The organism is Stenotrophomonas sp. YJH_SMC_135, assembly GCF_059372355.1.
In genome coordinates this window covers 229,199-246,568 of record NZ_JCAFVN010000003.1, presented here as the reverse complement: position 1 = coordinate 246,568, position 17,370 = coordinate 229,199, and the positions used below count along the sequence as shown (strand labels likewise).

At 61.9% G+C, this 17,370-nt stretch carries 23 protein-coding genes; 20 read left to right on the top strand and 3 right to left on the bottom strand.

All coding sequences use genetic code 11. The features are described from left to right. Nucleotides 1-3: 3 nt before the first annotated feature. Both AC5P98_RS12130 and AC5P98_RS12125 read left to right on the top strand, forming a co-directional pair. Nucleotides 4-705, top strand: a complete 702-nt coding sequence (locus AC5P98_RS12130; RefSeq protein ID WP_049396654.1) for a uracil-DNA glycosylase family protein — start codon at nucleotides 4-6, stop codon at nucleotides 703-705. Further along, nucleotides 702-1,490 carry a DUF6988 family protein gene (locus AC5P98_RS12125; protein ID WP_049396653.1) on the top strand — a complete coding sequence of 263 codons (789 nt, stop codon included), beginning with the start codon at nucleotides 702-704 and terminating at the stop codon, nucleotides 1,488-1,490. The genes AC5P98_RS12130 and AC5P98_RS12125 overlap by 4 nt, the downstream gene beginning before the upstream one ends. Before the next feature lie 389 nt (nucleotides 1,491-1,879). Here the strand turns inward: AC5P98_RS12125 and AC5P98_RS12120 are convergent, their stop codons facing one another. After that, nucleotides 1,880-2,158, bottom strand: coding sequence for a helix-turn-helix domain-containing protein (locus AC5P98_RS12120; RefSeq protein WP_478416874.1), 279 nt, complete (start codon nucleotides 2,156-2,158; stop codon nucleotides 1,880-1,882). 503 nt (nucleotides 2,159-2,661) lie between these two features. Here AC5P98_RS12120 and AC5P98_RS12115 point away from each other — a divergent pair. From AC5P98_RS12115 to AC5P98_RS12060, 12 genes are all read left to right on the top strand, one after another. Then, complete coding sequence (locus AC5P98_RS12115) at nucleotides 2,662-3,261, top strand: hypothetical protein (protein ID WP_231347412.1); 600 nt, start codon at nucleotides 2,662-2,664, stop codon at nucleotides 3,259-3,261. Continuing rightward, on the top strand, nucleotides 3,258-3,620 hold the full coding sequence (locus AC5P98_RS12110) for a hypothetical protein (protein WP_049396649.1): 363 nt from the start codon (nucleotides 3,258-3,260) through the stop codon (nucleotides 3,618-3,620). The genes AC5P98_RS12115 and AC5P98_RS12110 overlap by 4 nt, the downstream gene beginning before the upstream one ends. Nucleotides 3,621-3,679: 59 nt before the next feature. Beyond that, on the top strand, nucleotides 3,680-4,162 hold the full coding sequence (locus AC5P98_RS12105; protein WP_049396648.1) for a hypothetical protein: 483 nt from the start codon (nucleotides 3,680-3,682) through the stop codon (nucleotides 4,160-4,162). Nucleotides 4,163-4,456: 294 nt separating this feature from the next. After that, the gene (locus AC5P98_RS12100) at nucleotides 4,457-4,855 is read left to right on the top strand and encodes a hypothetical protein (protein WP_049406706.1); all 399 of its coding nucleotides are present in this window, start codon (nucleotides 4,457-4,459) and stop codon (nucleotides 4,853-4,855) included. Nucleotides 4,856-5,178: 323 nt separating this feature from the next. Beyond that, nucleotides 5,179-5,682, top strand: a complete 504-nt coding sequence (locus AC5P98_RS12095) for a hypothetical protein (protein WP_049406704.1) — start codon at nucleotides 5,179-5,181, stop codon at nucleotides 5,680-5,682. Between the two features lie 38 nt (nucleotides 5,683-5,720). Next, complete coding sequence (locus AC5P98_RS12090; protein ID WP_024956690.1) at nucleotides 5,721-5,942, top strand: hypothetical protein; 222 nt, start codon at nucleotides 5,721-5,723, stop codon at nucleotides 5,940-5,942. Between the two features lie 88 nt (nucleotides 5,943-6,030). Further along, nucleotides 6,031-6,315: a hypothetical protein gene (locus AC5P98_RS12085; protein ID WP_088475617.1), complete on the top strand. Its 285-nt coding sequence runs from the start codon at nucleotides 6,031-6,033 to the stop codon at nucleotides 6,313-6,315. Beyond that, nucleotides 6,308-6,796, top strand: a complete 489-nt coding sequence (locus AC5P98_RS12080; RefSeq protein ID WP_143048163.1) for an ankyrin repeat domain-containing protein — start codon at nucleotides 6,308-6,310, stop codon at nucleotides 6,794-6,796. The genes AC5P98_RS12085 and AC5P98_RS12080 overlap by 8 nt, the downstream gene beginning before the upstream one ends. Before the next feature lie 359 nt (nucleotides 6,797-7,155). Continuing rightward, nucleotides 7,156-7,389 carry a hypothetical protein gene (locus tag AC5P98_RS12075; protein ID WP_495230041.1) on the top strand — a complete coding sequence of 78 codons (234 nt, stop codon included), beginning with the start codon at nucleotides 7,156-7,158 and terminating at the stop codon, nucleotides 7,387-7,389. A 244-nt stretch (nucleotides 7,390-7,633) separates the two neighbouring features. Next, nucleotides 7,634-8,074: a DUF6573 family protein gene (locus AC5P98_RS12070; RefSeq protein ID WP_239591828.1), complete on the top strand. Its 441-nt coding sequence runs from the start codon at nucleotides 7,634-7,636 to the stop codon at nucleotides 8,072-8,074. Between the two features lie 89 nt (nucleotides 8,075-8,163). Next, entirely contained in the window at nucleotides 8,164-9,081 is a 918-nt protein-coding gene (locus AC5P98_RS12065; RefSeq protein ID WP_049406691.1) for a hypothetical protein, read from the top strand. After that, on the top strand, nucleotides 9,078-9,839 hold the full coding sequence (locus AC5P98_RS12060) for an AbiU2 domain-containing protein (protein WP_080356390.1): 762 nt from the start codon (nucleotides 9,078-9,080) through the stop codon (nucleotides 9,837-9,839). The genes AC5P98_RS12065 and AC5P98_RS12060 overlap by 4 nt, the downstream gene beginning before the upstream one ends. 367 nt (nucleotides 9,840-10,206) lie before the next feature. Here the strand turns inward: AC5P98_RS12060 and AC5P98_RS12055 are convergent, their stop codons facing one another. Then, complete coding sequence (locus AC5P98_RS12055; protein ID WP_495230078.1) at nucleotides 10,207-11,568, bottom strand: type 4 pilus major pilin; 1,362 nt, start codon at nucleotides 11,566-11,568, stop codon at nucleotides 10,207-10,209. A 395-nt stretch (nucleotides 11,569-11,963) separates the two neighbouring features. Between AC5P98_RS12055 and AC5P98_RS12050 the strand changes: the two genes are divergently transcribed. From AC5P98_RS12050 to AC5P98_RS12030, 5 genes are all read left to right on the top strand, one after another. Then, nucleotides 11,964-12,137, top strand: a complete 174-nt coding sequence (locus AC5P98_RS12050) for a hypothetical protein (RefSeq protein WP_495230040.1) — start codon at nucleotides 11,964-11,966, stop codon at nucleotides 12,135-12,137. After that, nucleotides 12,128-12,592, top strand: a complete 465-nt coding sequence (locus tag AC5P98_RS12045; protein WP_049406688.1) for a hypothetical protein — start codon at nucleotides 12,128-12,130, stop codon at nucleotides 12,590-12,592. The genes AC5P98_RS12050 and AC5P98_RS12045 overlap by 10 nt, the downstream gene beginning before the upstream one ends. Nucleotides 12,593-12,705: 113 nt before the next feature. Next, the gene (locus AC5P98_RS12040; protein ID WP_495230039.1) at nucleotides 12,706-13,302 is read left to right on the top strand and encodes an AAA family ATPase; all 597 of its coding nucleotides are present in this window, start codon (nucleotides 12,706-12,708) and stop codon (nucleotides 13,300-13,302) included. A gap of 35 nt (nucleotides 13,303-13,337) precedes the next feature. Further along, on the top strand, nucleotides 13,338-13,907 hold the full coding sequence (locus AC5P98_RS12035; RefSeq protein WP_229302645.1) for a hypothetical protein: 570 nt from the start codon (nucleotides 13,338-13,340) through the stop codon (nucleotides 13,905-13,907). 16 nt (nucleotides 13,908-13,923) lie between these two features. Next, on the top strand, nucleotides 13,924-15,120 hold the full coding sequence (locus tag AC5P98_RS12030) for an AlbA family DNA-binding domain-containing protein (RefSeq protein ID WP_495230038.1): 1,197 nt from the start codon (nucleotides 13,924-13,926) through the stop codon (nucleotides 15,118-15,120). Here the strand turns inward: AC5P98_RS12030 and AC5P98_RS12025 are convergent. Then, entirely contained in the window at nucleotides 15,079-16,179 is a 1,101-nt protein-coding gene (locus tag AC5P98_RS12025) for an HNH endonuclease (RefSeq protein WP_049406682.1), read from the bottom strand. The two genes, AC5P98_RS12030 and AC5P98_RS12025, sit on opposite strands and share 42 nt — an antisense overlap. 766 nt (nucleotides 16,180-16,945) lie before the next feature. Here AC5P98_RS12025 and AC5P98_RS12020 point away from each other — a divergent pair. Further along, nucleotides 16,946-17,347: a hypothetical protein gene (locus AC5P98_RS12020; RefSeq protein ID WP_049406680.1), complete on the top strand. Its 402-nt coding sequence runs from the start codon at nucleotides 16,946-16,948 to the stop codon at nucleotides 17,345-17,347. The last annotated feature ends 23 nt before the right edge of the window (nucleotides 17,348-17,370 follow it).

The following is a 17,370-nucleotide window of genomic DNA, read 5'->3' as shown; positions in this document are numbered from 1 at the left end:
GGCATGGATGATCCGGCTGAGTTGAACATGGAAGCGTGGCCGGCTGAGGTGGCCTTCGTGCCCTACGTCGGCCGCGGCTACTGGAAGGGAGTTGAAGGGCGCCGCGTCTTGCTACTGGGCGAGTCCCACTACCGGGAGGCTGGGTGGACCGACGACCCCGTCGTCACTCGTCCTTTCACCCGTGAAACGTTTGGCGACATGCAGACTTGCAACAGGAAAGGCGGTGGCAAGTTCTTTGATGAGCTGGATCGCCTGCTGACTGGTCAAAGCAGCCCAAATGTTGTGGATGCCGCCCACGCCTGGCAGCACGTTGCATTTTGCAACTTGTCCCAGCGCTTTGCCGGCACGAGAGCTGGACACCGTCCGTCAGGAACCGACTTCAGTCAAGGCGGGAAGTTGTTGGTAGAGGTGATCCTCCCTCTGCTCCGGCCAGAGGTGATTCTGGTGCTCGGCCGCACCGCTTGGCGAATGTTCGATCACGGGAAGCGGTCGGACCAGCCTACCTTCCAGGCTCGCCATGCAAACTCAGAGGGCAGGAGGCGGCGCTATCTGGAGGAGCGCCACGTATGGTCTCTCGATTATGGCAACGGGGGGGCGTGGATGACTTGGGTCTACCATCCATCTTGGAACGTAGATTGCTGGGAAGATCGTGCCGCAGCTCTGAGGCATCTTTTGAAATGCGCGAATGAAGGGCAAAGGATATGACGCACAATTCGTTGAAGGATGCGATCCGCGATGCGCTGGAGCCGCGTGCTGCCACGCGGCAGCCCACGGCGTTGGACATCGCACAGGAGGCCAGAGAGGCCAAGGCCAGCCTGGAATCGAACATGTCCTGCATGGCCCGCATCACTGTTCCCGCCGGCAGTGAGCGCCATCGGGTGACCTTCCAGCTGTTGCGGGCGTCAATGGACTACGGGCGTGCGTTGCTGTTCCTCCTAGAGACCCATCCCGTCGATCTTCCAGCGGTGGCCTTGGCAATGCACCGCTCCCAGATTGAGCAATTCCTGCGGGCGGTGTTTGTCCAGTTCCTTGCCGACGACGAACAGCTGGAGGACTTTCTCCAGGAAGATCGCGGCCCCCGAAAGAAGAACGAGAAAGGAAAGTGGGTGGCTATTGCCCTCAAAGACTTGGCCGCAGACGTGGAGCAGGCCATTGCACGCATCGGGCAGGACGATGGGCCTCAGAAGCTGGCTCGGACGGTGACCAATTCGTGGGATCCTCTTTGCGGACTGGTTCATGGCGGGAAGGCCATTCGGGTTATGTATCAAGATCCCAATGGGCAGATCGGGGCGCACGTGCCGGCAGCCATTCTTTTTCAGACCACCGTCAACGCGGTGGCCACAACCAACTTGTGCGTCATTGCAGCACTGACAGCGGTTGGGGTTGGGGCCTTTGAGGAAAGCCCCGTTGTTGAGCAGTGCGCCAGCGGAATGCTGCACTACATGCAACGGAGGAAAGCTCGCATGGAAGAGCTGGCCTGGCCGCCTTAAAGGACCGGACGCACATTGTCGCGCGGCTCTGTATCCCCACCAACGATCGCTGGCGGGGAGAGTTGCAATCGGAGGTCTGCGAATCCTCGGTTTAGGCGGCGTGCCTTCTGACCAAGGGATTCCCAGGTTGAGTCTGCTGCGTCGGATGGAGGCTTTTCGCTGAGGACAAGCTGGGCAGATGCCTTGAATCTCTCAAGGAGTGCTGCTTCATGGACCGGTGGGTTCAGTGCAACGCGGCTGCGGGCCTCCGCTGCGTTGAGCTCTAGCATGTTTAGTTCGATCAGCGTGGCCATGGCAATGGCGGACCGGGTGGGCTCCGTCCGCTTGCCGCGCCAAAGGTTGGTGATCCATGTCCACATGGGGTCGATTCGTCCTTGTTCGCCGATGTCCTAGTCCTTGGTGGGCGACAACACTTTTTCGATGAGTGCGTTGCGCTTCTTTGCCGGCAGCTCACCCAAAACGCCCAGCAGTTCGGCAAAACGTTCCTGCTGGGCCGCGCTCTGCTCGCCCAAAGCCAAGATCGCATCGGCCATCGCTGGGCTGGTCGCCAAGAGATAGGCCGGGGGCACCTCCAAGGCCTGGGCCAGCTCGAAGAGGGCTTCCAAGCTGATCGACATGCCCTCGGATTCATACCGAGAGATGCGGGCCGACGCCGTGTCCTTGTCCATCCCCATCCGCACTCCGACTTCGCGTTGGCTCAAGCCCCGCAGGACGCGGGCTTGGCGCAGACGCGCGGCCACCACGGCTCGGGGAGCGGGCGGGGCGGCGGTCACGGGCTGAACGGATGCAATGCAGGCATGCGGACAGGATGACCCAGAGGCTACGCCCCGGGTAGACTCTACGTGTCGCGTAAGTTGGCTGCAAGATCCCAAATCCATTGGTGGGAACAGGGGGTTCCATGAAGGGAGTTAGAAGGGCCGTGCTGACCGGGGCGTTTGCCCTGACTGCGGCGGCTGGAGCGCAGGCGCAATCGGGGGCTGGATCGGATCTGCTTCGCCAGATCGGCCGAGCCATCCAAGGCACGCCCAAGGTGGTCAGTGATAGGGCAAGGAGCCCTTACCTTGAGCCGGCCGGGACCTACTGGGACCTGGACCAGGAGAACTTGGAAGGGGCTCAGCACCTGCGGGCCGGGGTGACGGCCGTAGGCGGTGGTGGCGTGGACACTTGCGACATGCAGCTGCTCGCCATGGCCCATTCGTCGTATCGCATCGACGTCGACAAGCGCCAATGGTGCCTGAGGCAATGGTGGCTGATGGACACGAAGGCCCAGGGCGCCAACGGCATCTCAGGCGATGATCCGGCTGCCATCGAGCGCCGTTATGGGCCCGCTTTCGACGCGCGCCTGCAGCGCTTCAAGGCCATCCGACGGTTTGCCGTTCGTCCCACGTTCCAAGCCCTGGGCGATGTTGCCTACCGGGCCGACCGTGGGGTGCTGGAAGGATTCATCCCCATGCCTCAGGTGTCTGCGGCCGGGCAAAGCGTCACAGGCAGGGGCTTTGTGCCGTGGGTGCACCGCACCGCCGGAGGGGTGTCCAGCCCACCCAACGCCGGCCGCTTCCACCTGCTGGTCCGAATGGACGCCCAAGAGGCCGCCAACCTAGCGCGACAAGGTCGCAGCTACCGAGACGACCTGGTGGTGTTCTCCGTCAACCGGGTTTGGGTGGACGGCACGGTGCCGAAGATGGACGTGACGATAGAGAAGGTTCGGCTCGGATACCGCGACGAAACCATCGACGTTGATTTAACCCATAAGCAAGGAGCTCCAACATGAAAGCAACCCTCGTTTCCCTCGCCCTGATCACCGCAGGGTTGGCCGCCTGCAGCAGCAAGGCGGATTTGCCCACCGTTGAACAAGTTGCCCAAGCTTACGAGGCGCACGCCAATGCCAACCTCTCCAGCCAAATGGGCCAACGAATCGAGGTTCGGGGTTGGAAAGACCTCACCGCGGAGTGCACGTCCAGTGGTCCCCAGCGGGCCACGTGCGTGACCGGTGGAACGTTGGACGTGGTCGGGTTCCAGGGCGGGCAGCAGTTGAAGCCCGATCCCGTTCCCGTGCCGTCGGCTTACGACTTCGTCTTTGAGAAGCAGCCCACCGGCTGGGTGCCGGTTGGAGCCCAAAAGAAGGGCTGACCTTGCCAAGGCGCGGAATCGCACTATGCATTGAGGGAACACCACTTCAAGGAGGTCCCATGTCTTACAACGCTCACCACACCCCCGGCGGTCACATGCAGTGGGGCTTGCTGGCACCGGCCACCGTCATTCTGGGTGGTGCGGGCTTGCTGTTTCTTGCCGGGGCCCAAGAGATCGGCCAGAACGTGGGCTACGGCTGGCAGGCCGGCCTGGCAGCCGCTGGTGGGGCAGCCGTGCTGCTCTTGCTGCTTCTGCTCTACGTGTTGAACTGGCGCGCGGCCCGCGTGCGCGCGGCAAGGGCCAGCGGGCTCCCGGTTTCGCAGCGCAAAGGTGGCTTTGGAAAGGGCGCCCTGGTGGGCTTGCTCTTCGTCGTTGCCCTGCAGCTGGTCAGCATTGCCGTGGGCCTGCTCTACCCGGGCCTGGAAGAGGGCGAGCGAAACTTCTTCACCTCCGTGCCCCCGATGGCTCTAACGGCGCTCATACCGGTGGCGCTGATCGTGGGTGGGATTGTAGGCAAGCTCTGGCGCTCCACCAGCCTGTGAGATCAATCCATGTCCTTTCGGGCCCCCCGCGAGGGGGCCTTTTTTTTGTGCAAAAAACAAAGCCCAGAGCCACCGTCGGTCGCTTCGCGCCGGCTTCTGAGAAGCGGCGATGGAAGAAAGGCGTGTGACGCCTTCGGCGCGAGAAGTGATGTTAGGAAAAACTGCGGCCTTAGCTTCGCAGTTTTTGCTTTTAGTCAAAGTTTTGTCCGTTACAACCGTGGACAAATTTTCATGGTGATCTACCTTGGTTACATGGGAAGGCAATAGTGCCAACCGACAAACAAGGATCTCGCCATGAACCACACGATGCTCATCACAAACGACACCATCACCGTCAAGGAAGCCCACGAAGCTGCGCATGCCGCTGCCAACACTTTGTTTGACCAGTTGTCTGGGTATACCTATTCGACCGGCGCCGCGGGCTATCCCGCGTTCCAGTCTTCCGCAGAAGACGCATTGCTGGCTTTCCTGCTGAACCGCAATTGGGCAGAGTTGGGACGCGAAGACGACGAGCTGCTGGCTGAGCAAACCGTCTCTGTCAATGTGCAGCGTGAAGAGGACGGGCAGCTCCTCTATGAAGTGGGGTTCGACACCGAAGGGTCGGATTACGGCACCAATTGCAAGGTCAAAGACCTGGCGACGCTGGACGAATGGTTCGATGAAGAATGGATCGGCGTGGAGTGCGCGGAGTGAGACGTGCTGACAGGAACTGATCGTGCAAGATCAATCCATGTCCTTTAAGGTCCCCACCAGGGGGCCTTTTTTTTGTGCAGAGAAAAGCCCAGGGTTACTGCCGGTCGCCTCGCGCCGGCTTCTGTAAAAGCGGGGGTGGAAAAAGAGTAGATGACGCCTTCGGCGCGATAAGTGATGCTAGGAAAAAGTGCGGCCTCAGCATCGCAGTTTTAACTTTTAGTCAAGATTTTGTCCGCTGTAGCCGTGGACAAATCTCTAGGGCGATCTACCTTGAATTTGTGGATGGGCAATGGCGCCCTCCGAAAACCAGCAAGGAAATCAACATGAAAATTCATCACCTGGTCAGCGACGGAAACCAAGCGGTTGCCATCACGCAATCGGCATCGAGTGGTGGTGGTTACGCGCACCCGGTGAAGCTCTCCGCCATTCGCTTCAACGTGCAAGACGCTGAAGCGGCGCTTTGCGAGCTCAACAAGTCTGGCCACCGTCACGAGAAGGCGTTCGAAGTGATCGAGCGTTGGGACGTCGATGCTCGCAACCAAGGGCCAAAGTCAAAGTTCGGCCAAACCCTTGCCGCCCTCGTGGACGAAGCGCAGGGTCACTTGAAGGGGCCGGTGATCTACGAAGCCAAAAGCATGGAGGAGGACACCGCGCGTGCGCTCAACGCCGCAGCGAAGCAAGCCAGGCTTTCGCAGGTCCTTCCTGCTGCAGGTGGTCCGAGCATTATCATCGGTGGGCAGGTGTGGAACCCGCGCCAACAGGTGCCGAACCAAGCGCCAGCTCCGGCGGACGCTCTGGAAGCTCCCCGTCAGCGCGTGCGTCTGTAACCGCCGATCACCCACCAGCAAAAATCAGGAGATTCGACATGAACGTTCAAATTGCGGAAGCCATGAACAAAGCCAAAGACGACGCGGACCGCTACGGAATCCTTGCAGGGTTCGCCTCCTGCAACCGGGCCCTGCTTGAGAAGGGGGCCGCGCAAGAACTGGTGGACGCCCTGTATTTCGCCGGCGCTGCGATCAACCGTTGGCGTGCCATCGCGGTGGTCCGAGAGGCGGCCGCCAAGCCGTTGGACGCGGCGTCCTAAGCCGGAGCGCGACGTGCTTCAACCTGTCCCTTCCCCAAAACTTGTCACCCTTCCGTCCTCCCGGGGCTACTCCCGTGATTTGGAGCGCTTGCAGGCGGCCGCCGCGCGCGCGCAGGTCACCCGAAACGAAGCCGTGCGCCAAGTGCTCGCCATGTATGCCGCCCACCCTTACGCACTGAGCAAGCGTCGGCTGGGTGGGGAGAGGGACGTGCGCCTGGCCTACCTTCCGCTGCAGCGCAGCGTCTTGGAGGCGGTGGAGCAGGGCGCGGTGAACGCGGGGATTTCCACCGCAGAAGCGGTGCGCCAGATCATCCGGGACTACGTCCAAGGACATCTGCTTCGGAACCAGGTTCGGGGCAGCCGGCATGGGTGACCGCCGCCCACCACCGCCAGGAAGTCCGAGCGCTGAGCTGATTCACGCGTGCGTCGATGGAAGTCTTTTCCGCGCTCTACAGGCCCTGCGGCAGGGCGCCAACCCCAATGCGTGGCGCCTCAACGAAGGTCCTGCGCTCCATTCCGCACTTGCCTGGCCCCGCATCGTCGAAGCCCTCCTGCAAGCTGGTGCGCACCCTCAAGAGAGGAACCACTGGTGCGAGCGCCCGCTGGAAAAGCTGGCGGCAGACTACCAGCTGAGCGACGACGCCGACGAGCGCAGCCGACTTGAACAGACGGCGTTGCTGCTGTTGCGGCTGGGCGGCAACCCTCACCGGGGCGGCCCGTTCTGGAACACGCCATCGCTGAAGGCGGCGATGCCGCACGTGGTGGCCACGGTGGAAGCCGAACAACGCGCTGTCCATCTGGAGCAGGCATGGGCTGCCCGGGGAAGTGTCAGTGCAAAGCGGACAAGGCTGTAGAGCCAACGGCCCAGCGCCGCCACCGGTCGCTACGCGCCGGATTCTGTAAAAGCAGGGGTGGAAAAGAGCAGGTGACGCCTTCGGCGCGAGAAGTGATGTTAGGAATAACTGCGGCCTTGGCTCCGCAGTTTTTACTTTTAGTCAAGATTTTGTCCACCACAACCGTGGACAGATTTCCAGGGCGGTCTACCTTGGAATCAGGAAGAACGCAACGCTCTTCCCACCGACTGGAACCGCCGACATGACCCTTTCTCTTCTCGCCATCGCTGCCCCCATCGCCCTTCCTTTCAGCGTTTGGTTGGCCCAGCGCCTTGAACGCTGCATCGATCGTGCCCTTTGGGCGCACTGAGGGAAACGCCATGACCACGCGTGCCGCCCGCCACCGCTATTACGCATACGAGCGCCGCGATGGCTCTGTGTGTTACCTGCCAAAACTGTTGCACGAGGGAATTCAGCGCTACCCACGAACGATCGCGCCCTACCACCTGGTGCAATGGTTGGGGGTGTCAAAACTACTCAGCCAGGACGAATACAAGCAGATGGCGTGGATGGGTGCGAACCGTCCGATGGCTAGGCAAGCTGCTGTGGCTTAGGCACACAACTTCATGGCGAAGCTACTGCCCAATTCAAGCCCCTCGCGCTCCGCGCGGCCCCATCGCCCGGCTCTCCGGTCAAGGGTCATTCCAGGGCCCGTGTCCTCGCTCCGCTGCGGGCCGCGCCAGCCCTTCCATTTCCTCCCTTGACCGCGCCGAGCGGTGGGGCGGTGGGTTTTCCATTCCAGGACATCCGGACCGGATGCCCTGGACCGGGCCATTACTCATCAGCGAGGTGCGCTCCATGTTTGACGAATTCGACCTTATCCATTCCTACACCCGCGCCCAGGCGATCGAGGACGGCGTCTTGGTGGACGTGTCCGACGTGGCCAAAGAAGCCGGCCTCAAGTTGCCCGTGGCCATCACCCGCACTGCGTGGGCACGCTACGTCGAAGTGCCAGCGGGACTGGAGGTGCGTGGGCAGTCGGTGGACGGCCGGCTCTGGGACGTGCTTTTCATGCTCCACGTGGCCATCAAGCGGCAACAGGGCAACGGTTCGGAGATCCACTACCAGCTCCACGTGGCTCTGCCCGATGCCGGCGACTGGTTGTCGAACGAAGCCCACCTGGAGGCCGGGTCTGGCCTGACGCGGTCCACCCATCGCCTGGTTACCTTGAAAGCACTGTGTGGGCCCGGGGACGCCCTGGAGCCGGTGGTCACCATCATGCTGCCCAACGCGGATTGAGAAAGGAGGGTGCAGGACATCGGCCCCCCATCGTTTTCCCGTGCTGGTCCCGCCGCTACCATGGCGAGACGACAAGGGAGGAGTAGGGGATGGAAAAGTTCGATTGGTCGAAGGTGGAGTTTGCACGCACACCCTGGCGGAGCCGGGTTATCCCGGACGCGTTGCCCATCCTCATCCGGTGGGCGCAGGAGGGCGAAGCTCATTCCTACAGCGACCTGGCCCAAGAGCTGCACGACACCTTCGGACACGAGATCAAACCCCGCAAAGACCTCTACGGCACCGTCGCCGGGGGAGTGGCCCAGGCCCTGCAGTGGCTCAGCGAGCAGTGGAAGGAACCCATCCCGCCCCTCCACGCAATCGTCGTCAACAAGAACACGAAACACCCTGGCGAGGGTGCCATAACGATTTCGCCGGCCTACTTCGCGGGCAAGAAGTTGGACACCGAGGAAGAGCGCCGCGCGCACTTGCGAGAGGCGATGGAAGACGTTTTCACCTATCCCAATTGGGACCAGGTCGCCCGCGCTCTGGGAGCCACCATGCTGACCCCGTCCGCCGGGGCGGTTGAAGAGGTGGCAGCGGATGCGCCTCTTCCCCTTCCTAAAGTCCAGGAGGGTGGCAGGCCAGAAAGCGATGAGCACAAAGCGTTGAAGGCGTGGGTGGTCAGCCATCCCGAAGAGTTCGTGGACTTTGGGAGCTTCCCCGCGGGGAGCAACGAGAAGTTGTTGAGCTCGGGTGACCGACTGGACGCGCATTTCGATAACGGAAGACATCGTCTGGCGGTGGAAGTTAAAACCAGCAAGTGCTCAGAGGACGAGCTCCAGCGCGGCGTTTACCAAGCGGTGAAATACCGCGCCGTTCTTCGGGCCGAGCAGAAGACGATCCGTCACGTGCCCAACGGGGAGGCGATCTTGGTCTGCACGCGTGCGCCAAACAAGGAAACCCGGGCGCTCATCAAGCGGCTGCAGGTGCGGTTCCAGCAAGTGCCGCTGGAGGCGGAGCAAGAATGAAGCCTGAGGAACTGGAGCAACGTATTCGCCAAATCGATGGATTCGTTCGGGTGCTCACGCAGGAGTGCCACATCCTCGACGAGCGCCGGCACATCCTGTCCCCACTCATTCAAGATCCCGAGATCCAGGCAGGGCTGAAAACCAAGCTGGACAAGACGCCGGGTGCCAATGCCTGGAACCACCTGGCGCCGCTTCTTGGACAAGACTTGGTGCGCGATCAGTCACGGCTTTTCCTCGACAACCATTGGCGGTCCGGAAGCCTGACGAACCTTTGGCGCAAGCTCCAGGCAGATCCCGCGATCAAGAGGCACTACCGAGAAGCCTACGGTCGAATGTTCGACCACTTCGACGACGAGCCTATCAGTGACCTGCCGCCCGAAAGCTCGGCTGTTTTCCAGGAGAAGTTCAGACAGAGCGATCGGGACGAAAATTACTCGCGCTTCGATAGTGGCTGGGAAAAGGTCTCCAATGAAATGGTGAGCCTTACGGCTGATCCCGTGGCAGCGAAGATCAAGACCTTGCGGGACAAGCACCATGCCCACCTGGAAATGCGAAAGTTGGACGAGGAGCCCGGCGCCTTTGACATCAACACGCTTGGGTTGACGTTCAATGAGGTCTTGGCTTTTGGTGATCGTTGCCAAGCCACCGTGGCAGAGCTGGGGCTGCTCTTGACCGGAACCAGTTGGGATCCACAGCAATACGCATCGGTTCACGAAGCCCAGGGCAAGGCGATGTGGAAAACCTTGGCTGGGGTTTGACTTCGAGGCACAACAGCGAAGAGCCCAGAAGCCGCCGCAGGTGGCCAAGCCACCTGCCTTCTGAAAAGCACGCTTGGTGCGAGGGCATTGCCTCCGGTCGGTTTTGGAGATCCGAAGCTTTGCCACTTCGAACGTGAGGGATGCCCCCGCCTTCTTTGCCGTCAGGGGCACTTGAACTCAAAGCCCACCCAGTCGCTCGCTCCCAGGTCTTGCCAGTAGAACCGTGCGCCTGGACCCACGACGCTGCACGAGCAAGCCGCCGGCCAAACCGCGGTGCCTGGGTGGTTGACGAAGCCGTAACCTGGCATCGGAGTTAAGTTGGCACGCAGCGCGTAGACACAGGCTTCCAAAGCCGGTGTTGGGCGGGTCACGCCAGGTGGCTCTGGCGTAAACGTGGGGGTGTCGTTCGTTTCGTATTGCCAAGTGTATGCCAACGAGGTGGCTTGAAGCTCGGCCAGGGTCCGGGGAGCGTTGCAGAAGATCGCCCAGCCGTAGTGCCCTCCGTCTCCCCACGAATGCCAAGATCGCCCGGTGTATTCGGGAAACGTCGGAGGTGGTGCGTTGGGGGTGCATGTACTGGCCTCGTTGCGACGAACCCCCGTCTCCGCCCATTTTGTCCAAGTGGTGAACGTCGGGCTTGGCAGCGACCACGTCGTGGCCGGGCAGCTGTATGTCCCAGTCCTCGTCCGCCGCTGCTCGGCCTGCCACGTGTGCGATCCACTCTGGCCCGCCGGGCAAGCGGCCAGAGTGGTGACCCACTGGGTTTCGGCTTGTGGGAAAGGCGCTGGGCAAGCCGTGCAGGTGGTATTGGTTTGCGTCCAGGCGTTCCACGAGCCGGTGCCCGTGCATGAGAAGGTCCGCTGCTGGCCGATCGCGCCAAACTGACCGGCAGGGCATCCCAGGTTGCGCGTTTCGGGAGCAGGGCACGGTGCGCAGGTGCTGCTGGTCGTGGTCCAACTGCCGGCCGTCGTGGATCCCGCCCATGCTTCGTAAACGTTTGGGTCGGTTCCGCAGTGGTGACGGCGGTTCTCGAACACCTGGCCCACCTGGCCCGAGGGGCAACTGATCGTTCGGTTCTCGCTCCACTCCTGACAGGGCGGCACGGTGCTTGTCGGCGGTGGTGGCGTGGTGGCGTGGTGGGCGGTGACGTGGGCGGGGCCGGAGGCGTCACGGTCACCGGGGGAGCGGGTGGAGTGGTCGGTGGGGGCGTCGTGGGAGGAACGCTTGGTGGCGGGGCGGTTGGGGGCGGCACCGGCGTGGAAGGCGCGACCGGCCCCACGGGCCCTACTGGGGTTCCCACGGGTGGAGAAACGGGCGGGGGGATCGAGGGGGGGACGGGTGGCAACACCAGCAGCGATCCGGTCCATTCGCCCCCCAACAATCCGCTGTGGTAGACGAAGACCACGCGCGATTTGTCCGCAAACGTGCTACCCAGCAACCCCACGTCGAGCTGGCCGCCGGTGTTTCGAATCACCGACACGTCCGACACCTGCGCGTCCCACACCCCGCTCGCGTTGGCCGCGACCAGGTCCACGCATGCTTGGCGAGGAAGGCCGGCGTAGCTGACGGAGAATGAATCCCCGAAGCGATCCACCGTGTAAGGCTGGACGTTCACCGCGCCGCCCCACGCGTTGGTCAAGACACTTTCCCCGGCGCCGAGCTGGGAATCAGGGGCCAAGCCATCGACCACCACGGCGGTGGTGCTCACCCCGCGGAATGTCCCCACCATCCCAAAACTGCTCTCGATGCGTCGGGACAGCTCGCGCAGGTTGCGCGTTTCGCTGGCCAGCTTGGCCTTTGCATCGACCTGCCCGAAGAACAGGAACATCGTGCCCGTGGCGGCGGTCACAACGCCCAGCGCCAGCAGGGCCTCGGTGAGGGTGAAGCCCAGCGAGCTGCGCACGCCCTTGGAAAGGCGGGTGAGGGTGGGCGAACAGCGGGGGCGGATCGTGTGCGTCATGCATTCAGCATGCGATGCACCTTGGATTCCGCAAGCCCCTGTTTTTAGTCAAAAAAGTTGGATTTTCCGTCTTGACATTGCTTGGTGGTCTGGTTGCATGGGGTTAAGGGAGTGGGGTGACCTACTCACGAAAACCGTTCTGAATAACCCAAGAGACCGCCGCCATGATTGAAAGCCCCACCCGCTCGGCCCGCCCCATTGCTGGCCTTCCCTTCGCGCACATCCCACCCACGGCTCCCGCGTTCCTGCCCGAAGGCAAGCTTCGCCGGCAAGCCCGCCTGGCCCGCCAGCAAGGCCACTTCGAGCGCCAACTGCGCAAGGAGCTGAAATGGAAATGACCACCGATCGGCGCGCTCAACGGCTTCTGGAGGCCATCGAACACCGCAACCCACAGGCTTTGAAAAGAACCATTGCGGCCATCCACGAGGCACGTCTGAAGGCTTGGAGGGGCCTGACGGCTTTCCCGTCCTTGGACCACCCGGTGGGGCCCAACGGAATAACCGCTTTCCACGTCGCTTGCATGGCGTGGCACGTGAACCAGCATGACCCGGCGAAGCGGCAGTGCTACGACAAGATGGCCGGAACGCTGGCCGAAGCCGGGGCGGACGTGTTTGCGGAGTTCGGCCCGGCAAAGCAACGCTGGACGATCATTGAAGCACTGCATGGCGCTGCGCCGCCGTCTGTTAAAGCATGGATGGCCTCTCAGCCGTTCGATCTGCATTGCTCTGCGTCAAACACCGCCCACACGATTCGGTGGGACAGCCGTCGTCCAGTCGCCTCTCTGGAAGAATAGAGAAGAATCCAAGGGCTGAACGGCCCCAAAGGGTTGCAAAAGCATGCACTTGCGCCATGGCGGCGTCGGGGTAGATTCGGGGGAACCCCTATCTACTCACGAAAGGATGCCCTATGCGACTGTGCAACTTCTCACTCAAGGGTGGCGTCGGCCGCACGACGCTGGCCCTGAATCTAGCCGGGTGCTATGCCCGTGACCCCAGCCTGCGTGTGCTGGTCAATGACCGGGACCCCCAAGGCGGGGCCTGCGCGTTTGCCTCACTGTCGGACGAAACACCGTTCAGTGTCGGGCGCTCGCGCTCCCCGGGCTTCGACGTGGAGATCACCGACACTCCGCCGCGTCTGCCCGACAACGAGGTGATTCCCGAGGCGGACCTCTACCTGGTGCCAACGTTGCTCGACGGGGCCAGCTTCCTCATCTTCCTGCGAACCGTGGATGTTCTTGAAAAGAAGGGAAAGCGTTACCTGCCCATCGCCAACCGGGCCAACGAGAAGCGGGCAGCCCATCGCCGCCGCCTAGAGCACCCCAAGATGTCGGGCGCCGTCCTGGTGCGGGACCGAGCGTTGTTTGCGGACTGCTACGAGGAGGGAAAGACCGTGTTCGACACCAACGGCCGCTGGGCCCGGGTGGCCCAGGAGGAGATCCACGCCCTGGCTGTCCGGGTGCGCGATACCTTGGCCGCTGGTGCAGGCCGGAGGGCTGCGGCATGATGGAGCTTCCTTTGGTTTCCCTCCCAGACCTACCCATGGCCACTCGCAAAGCTCCTGCCAAGAAGGCTGCCAAGAAGAAGGCCGTCAAGCGCACCTTGGATGACGTCAAGGACGTGACCCATGCCAAGCCCCGCAGGGCCAGCAAAGCGGCAAGCCTTCCGATCGCCCGCATCCCCGAGCACCTGTTGCTGGGGCCGGGCGACTACCCGGAGCGCAAATCCTATTTTGACTACGACGACAGCCAGAAGGCGGGAAGCGTGGGAGGCAAGCGGGTTCACATGGTCATGCCCCGATCGGTCACCCTGCACGACTACCGCCGTAAGGAGGACGGGCTGCGCCACCACCGGGCCATGGTGACTATCCCGCCAAAGCTCCGCGAGAACATCGCCAAGCTGTTCGGCTTTGACGATTCGGAGGACGCCGGCAGTGAAGTCGCGTTGACCACCGCCATGGTGGCGCTGGCAGACTACGCGGCCGCGTCGCTCATCCAGGACAAGACGCTGCTGATCGTGAGCTCGCCGGTGGACGAGCACGCGGAGGACCGCAAGGCCGCCCGGGTGGCGGTGCGGAACTTGGGGATGAGCAAGAACGGAAAGATCTACTGACAGGGAGTGTCCCGCCATGCTCACGGATGACCAGTTGGATCAGCTTCGATACAAGGGTGAAGGCTCGGATCTGGACTACAAGGCTGAACGCTACCCGTTCGCGTCCGCCACGGATGACGCTAAGTCAGAGCTGCTGAAGGACATTCTGGCCATGGCCAATGCCCATCGGGACGGCACGGCCTATATCCTGATCGGCTTTAAAGAAAGTTCGCCGCACCCAGCTGAAGTGGTGGGTGTCCTGGCAGAGGGCGCAATCGACGATTCAAGAATCCAGCAGTTCGTTAACGAGAAGCTGGAGAGCAAGCTGGATTTCCGCTATGAAGAGCGAATCTTCGACGGGAAGCATGTGGCAGTCATTGCGATCCCCAAGCAATCGCGTCCGTTCTATCTCAAGAAGTCTTACGGCAAGTTGCCCAAGGACACGGTCTATATCCGGCGTGGAAGCTCGACTGCGGTAGCTTCCCCGCGTGAAGTGGCCATGATGGGGGCCGGCAATGCCATCCGGCCGCCAGCCAAGATTGACCTCGAGCTAATGGGAGACGGCAACCTTCCGTTGGATCAGAACTTCCAACTGGCATTCTACAGCCCATCGACTCCCTATCCTGACTTCAGCACGGAAGAGCGGTCATATGACCCCTTCGACAGGACGCCTCTTTACATCAAGACGCACGAAGACAATCGGCATTTTTGGAGGGAAGCCGCGGAACACCTGTTCCTGAGAAGCCGCCTCGTCACTGTTCGAGTGAAGGTAACCAATCGATCAGAGTTCGCCTTGAATGGCGCAAAGCTGGAGGTATGGGCACTTGGGCCGAGTGATATGGCTGTGGATCTAAATCTGGTGGACGAGTTGCCAGAGATGCCCACGCCGAGGTGGAACATCATGACCCATCAAATGCGACACATGGTTCCGGTAGCTCGACACGGGAGCCGCGCACCTCAGATGGAAGTGGACACCAAGGAAGGCCATCACATATGCCGTGTCCGATTGGGCAGCCTGTTGCCGGGCGAGTCAGCATTTGGGGACGAGGCCTTGGCCGTGCTCCCGGAACTTCCTGGTCCCCATCTTCTTAAGGTCCGGATACTCGCCCAGGAACTCAACCCACCTTTGTCCTTCGAACACATTTTCGAAGTTCAAGGAAAGAGCGAAGCGCTCGATCTGGACGAGTTGAAGTCACTGATCTATCAGTCCATTAAAGGAACAAGAGCGGATTAGCGCTGCTGGGCTTTCTTTCAGCGTCCGAGTAAATAGACGGCGCGCTGAAAGCCATTGTTGGGCAAGATCGTCCACATCGGCCTGCATGGCTGCCCGCTCTCCAGGCAGCCATGTCCTCAACGTCCCCTTGGCCACGCCCGCGTCTCGCTTCGCCAAACGCCGCCTTGCTTCCAACCACCGGGCTTTCGTTTCCCCCTCACGTGTGGCTTGACGTTGGGTTCGCATGCGAACGGCGTTGGGCTTGTCGCTATAAGCCGGGACATGGTCTTTGCCCTGGCTGGGCCAAGGTGTTTCGTGCGTGCCCTGCCGCCGCAGGCGGATCTGGCGCAGGCTTGGATACCGGGCCATCCACCGGTTCTCAAAGGAGCGGTCGGAAGGAGTGTCAGTCCCCAGAGGCAGGGGGACGACCAACGCGTGAAGGGCGATCAGGTGCCACACCGCCGATTGAAAAACATCCTCTCTCAGCCGGAAGGCCACCACCTCGGGGTGTTCCAGCCATTCGCCCTGGTGCACGTTGCGCAAGAGCGCGGCCAAGTCGTTTCGCGTCAGATGGGCACGCTGGGCCAGCGGCCACCCCAACATCCAGCTGTCCGAATGCCGCTCGACGTGAACGACGAACCGGGGGTGCATCCAGCGCTCTTGGAGCTGGGCAAGGACGGTGGCTGGCTTGGCAAAGCGCCCCACCTCGACCAGGTGGTTGTCGGAGCGCTGCAGGACAAACAGCCTGTCGGCCAGCAGGGCGTCAAGGGCGTCTGGTGGCAGCCGCTGGCTCAACTCGGGCCAGGCCAACAGGTCTCGGCTTCCGCGTTCAGCGATGCAGCGTTTGCAGGCCATGAGCTGATTTTCGGTGTCCGCCGGGCCGCCCTGGTTCAACGGAACGAGCGGTGAAAGCCCCCACGAATGGCGATGATCCACGTTCAAAGGGGCGGTGCAGAAAGCGCACGCAGGGTTCTCGGAGCGGCGGGCCACGTCCAGCGCCCAACGTGGGGTGGCAGGCCCACGGGCGGCATGGAAGGCCCGCACGCGGTGGGCAAACGCGTCCACGTCAGCGGTGGTCATGGGAGCGCTCCTGAAACGAAAGCAGGTGGATCATTGATGGGCCAATGGCGGTGAATGAAGGCCATGGCGCGCACCCTTGTTTGACTAAAACGAAATGGGACGAGGGATCTGCGATTTCCTTCCAAGGGTTCTTTGGCTCCCCACTTGTGGTTCGGAAAACACGGTGTCGGTGTATCCAAGGGCACTGCACACGTTTGACTAAAACCAATGTGATTTGGGTCTCTTGGGGCGGTGCTGCGGATGGGCGAGGGCAACCTGTCCTGGGGATCCGGGGCAATGGGAAACGGTGGGCTGAAAAACTCTGCACGGATTCCCGGGGTGGGGCATCGGTGGGCGTGAGGGCTGGAAGAGCGGGAGCGTTGCGTGGGCATGGCGTTGGCGGTGGTCCTGTGGGGCGAGGGGGCGTAGACCACCAATAGCGCACCTGGGGCAACACGCAAGGGGCCGCAGAAAAGCAACTGCAAGAGCCCAACGTGGGTGGAAGCAATGTCGGCAGTGGCAGAGAAGCAAGAGCCCTGACGGTTCCCTAGAGTCGTCATACACATGACGCACTGAAGTGGGAGTGCGTTTTTCGCCCAAAAATCGGCCTCACATCTGCCGAAACCTCAATGCAATCAAGGCCTGACCGTGTCACCAGCGAATGGAGACAGCGTCAGTGGTTGTTAGCTCATTTGGCCCTTGTTTTTCAGGCTCCTGCGGTGGGGTCTTGCCAACTCCGAGATTCGCGGTATCGGTGGAGTAATCCCGATGCGGAGTTACTCGACCGATGGCGTTCGTTCGTCAAAACGTAAACCTCGACCGTGGGCAACTGAAGCTTGCTCAGCGGCTTGCCCGTGAATCGGGCAGTGGGTTCAGCGCCTACGTGCGAGAGGCGCTGGAGCGACACAACACCTCCATGTCTGTGGCGAGTGTGCTGGAGAACTCCAACGCTCACTTGGAACAGCTCATCGACAAGTTGCGGGAAGAGAACGCGTTGTTCCGGAGTTCGCTCCAAGAAGACCTGCGGCGGCTGCGAGACGAAACGAAGGCGGCGCAGGACAGCGCCATCCAGCGCTACGAAGAAGCACTTCGCAAGGTGGTGACTGCGGCCCTCTCGCAACCCTCTCCCAAAGGTTCTGGTGCGGCAAAGGTGCCCGCAGCAGGACCCATGACTGCTCCACGCACCTAACTTTCCCCCACAGCAGGAGATCC

Bases quoted from the DNA above. Each gene is read 5' to 3' on its own strand.
- AC5P98_RS12050 (WP_495230040.1), top strand. From the start codon at position 11,964: ATGATTGAAAGCCCCACCCGCTCGGCCCGCCCCATTGCTGGCCTTCCC.
- AC5P98_RS12030 (WP_495230038.1), top strand. From the start codon at position 13,924: ATGCTCACGGATGACCAGTTGGATCAGCTTCGATACAAGGGTGAAGGC.
- AC5P98_RS12045 (WP_049406688.1), top strand. From the start codon at position 12,128: ATGGAAATGACCACCGATCGGCGCGCTCAACGGCTTCTGGAGGCCATC.
- AC5P98_RS12100 (WP_049406706.1), top strand. From the start codon at position 4,457: ATGAACCACACGATGCTCATCACAAACGACACCATCACCGTCAAGGAA.
- AC5P98_RS12035 (WP_229302645.1), top strand. From the start codon at position 13,338: ATGGCCACTCGCAAAGCTCCTGCCAAGAAGGCTGCCAAGAAGAAGGCC.
- AC5P98_RS12025 (WP_049406682.1), bottom strand. From the start codon at position 16,179: ATGACCACCGCTGACGTGGACGCGTTTGCCCACCGCGTGCGGGCCTTC.
- AC5P98_RS12055 (WP_495230078.1), bottom strand. From the start codon at position 11,568: ATGGTGGGGACATTCCGCGGGGTGAGCACCACCGCCGTGGTGGTCGAT.
- AC5P98_RS12070 (WP_239591828.1), top strand. From the start codon at position 7,634: ATGTTTGACGAATTCGACCTTATCCATTCCTACACCCGCGCCCAGGCG.
- AC5P98_RS12125 (WP_049396653.1), top strand. From the start codon at position 702: ATGACGCACAATTCGTTGAAGGATGCGATCCGCGATGCGCTGGAGCCG.
- AC5P98_RS12075 (WP_495230041.1), top strand. From the start codon at position 7,156: ATGACCACGCGTGCCGCCCGCCACCGCTATTACGCATACGAGCGCCGC.
- AC5P98_RS12130 (WP_049396654.1), top strand. From the start codon at position 4: ATGGATGATCCGGCTGAGTTGAACATGGAAGCGTGGCCGGCTGAGGTG.
- AC5P98_RS12095 (WP_049406704.1), top strand. From the start codon at position 5,179: ATGAAAATTCATCACCTGGTCAGCGACGGAAACCAAGCGGTTGCCATC.
- AC5P98_RS12090 (WP_024956690.1), top strand. From the start codon at position 5,721: ATGAACGTTCAAATTGCGGAAGCCATGAACAAAGCCAAAGACGACGCG.
- AC5P98_RS12080 (WP_143048163.1), top strand. From the start codon at position 6,308: ATGGGTGACCGCCGCCCACCACCGCCAGGAAGTCCGAGCGCTGAGCTG.
- AC5P98_RS12060 (WP_080356390.1), top strand. From the start codon at position 9,078: ATGAAGCCTGAGGAACTGGAGCAACGTATTCGCCAAATCGATGGATTC.
- AC5P98_RS12120 (WP_478416874.1), bottom strand. From the start codon at position 2,158: ATGGACAAGGACACGGCGTCGGCCCGCATCTCTCGGTATGAATCCGAG.
- AC5P98_RS12110 (WP_049396649.1), top strand. From the start codon at position 3,258: ATGAAAGCAACCCTCGTTTCCCTCGCCCTGATCACCGCAGGGTTGGCC.
- AC5P98_RS12115 (WP_231347412.1), top strand. From the start codon at position 2,662: ATGCAGCTGCTCGCCATGGCCCATTCGTCGTATCGCATCGACGTCGAC.
- AC5P98_RS12105 (WP_049396648.1), top strand. From the start codon at position 3,680: ATGTCTTACAACGCTCACCACACCCCCGGCGGTCACATGCAGTGGGGC.
- AC5P98_RS12040 (WP_495230039.1), top strand. From the start codon at position 12,706: ATGCGACTGTGCAACTTCTCACTCAAGGGTGGCGTCGGCCGCACGACG.
- AC5P98_RS12020 (WP_049406680.1), top strand. From the start codon at position 16,946: ATGGCGTTCGTTCGTCAAAACGTAAACCTCGACCGTGGGCAACTGAAG.
- AC5P98_RS12065 (WP_049406691.1), top strand. From the start codon at position 8,164: ATGGAAAAGTTCGATTGGTCGAAGGTGGAGTTTGCACGCACACCCTGG.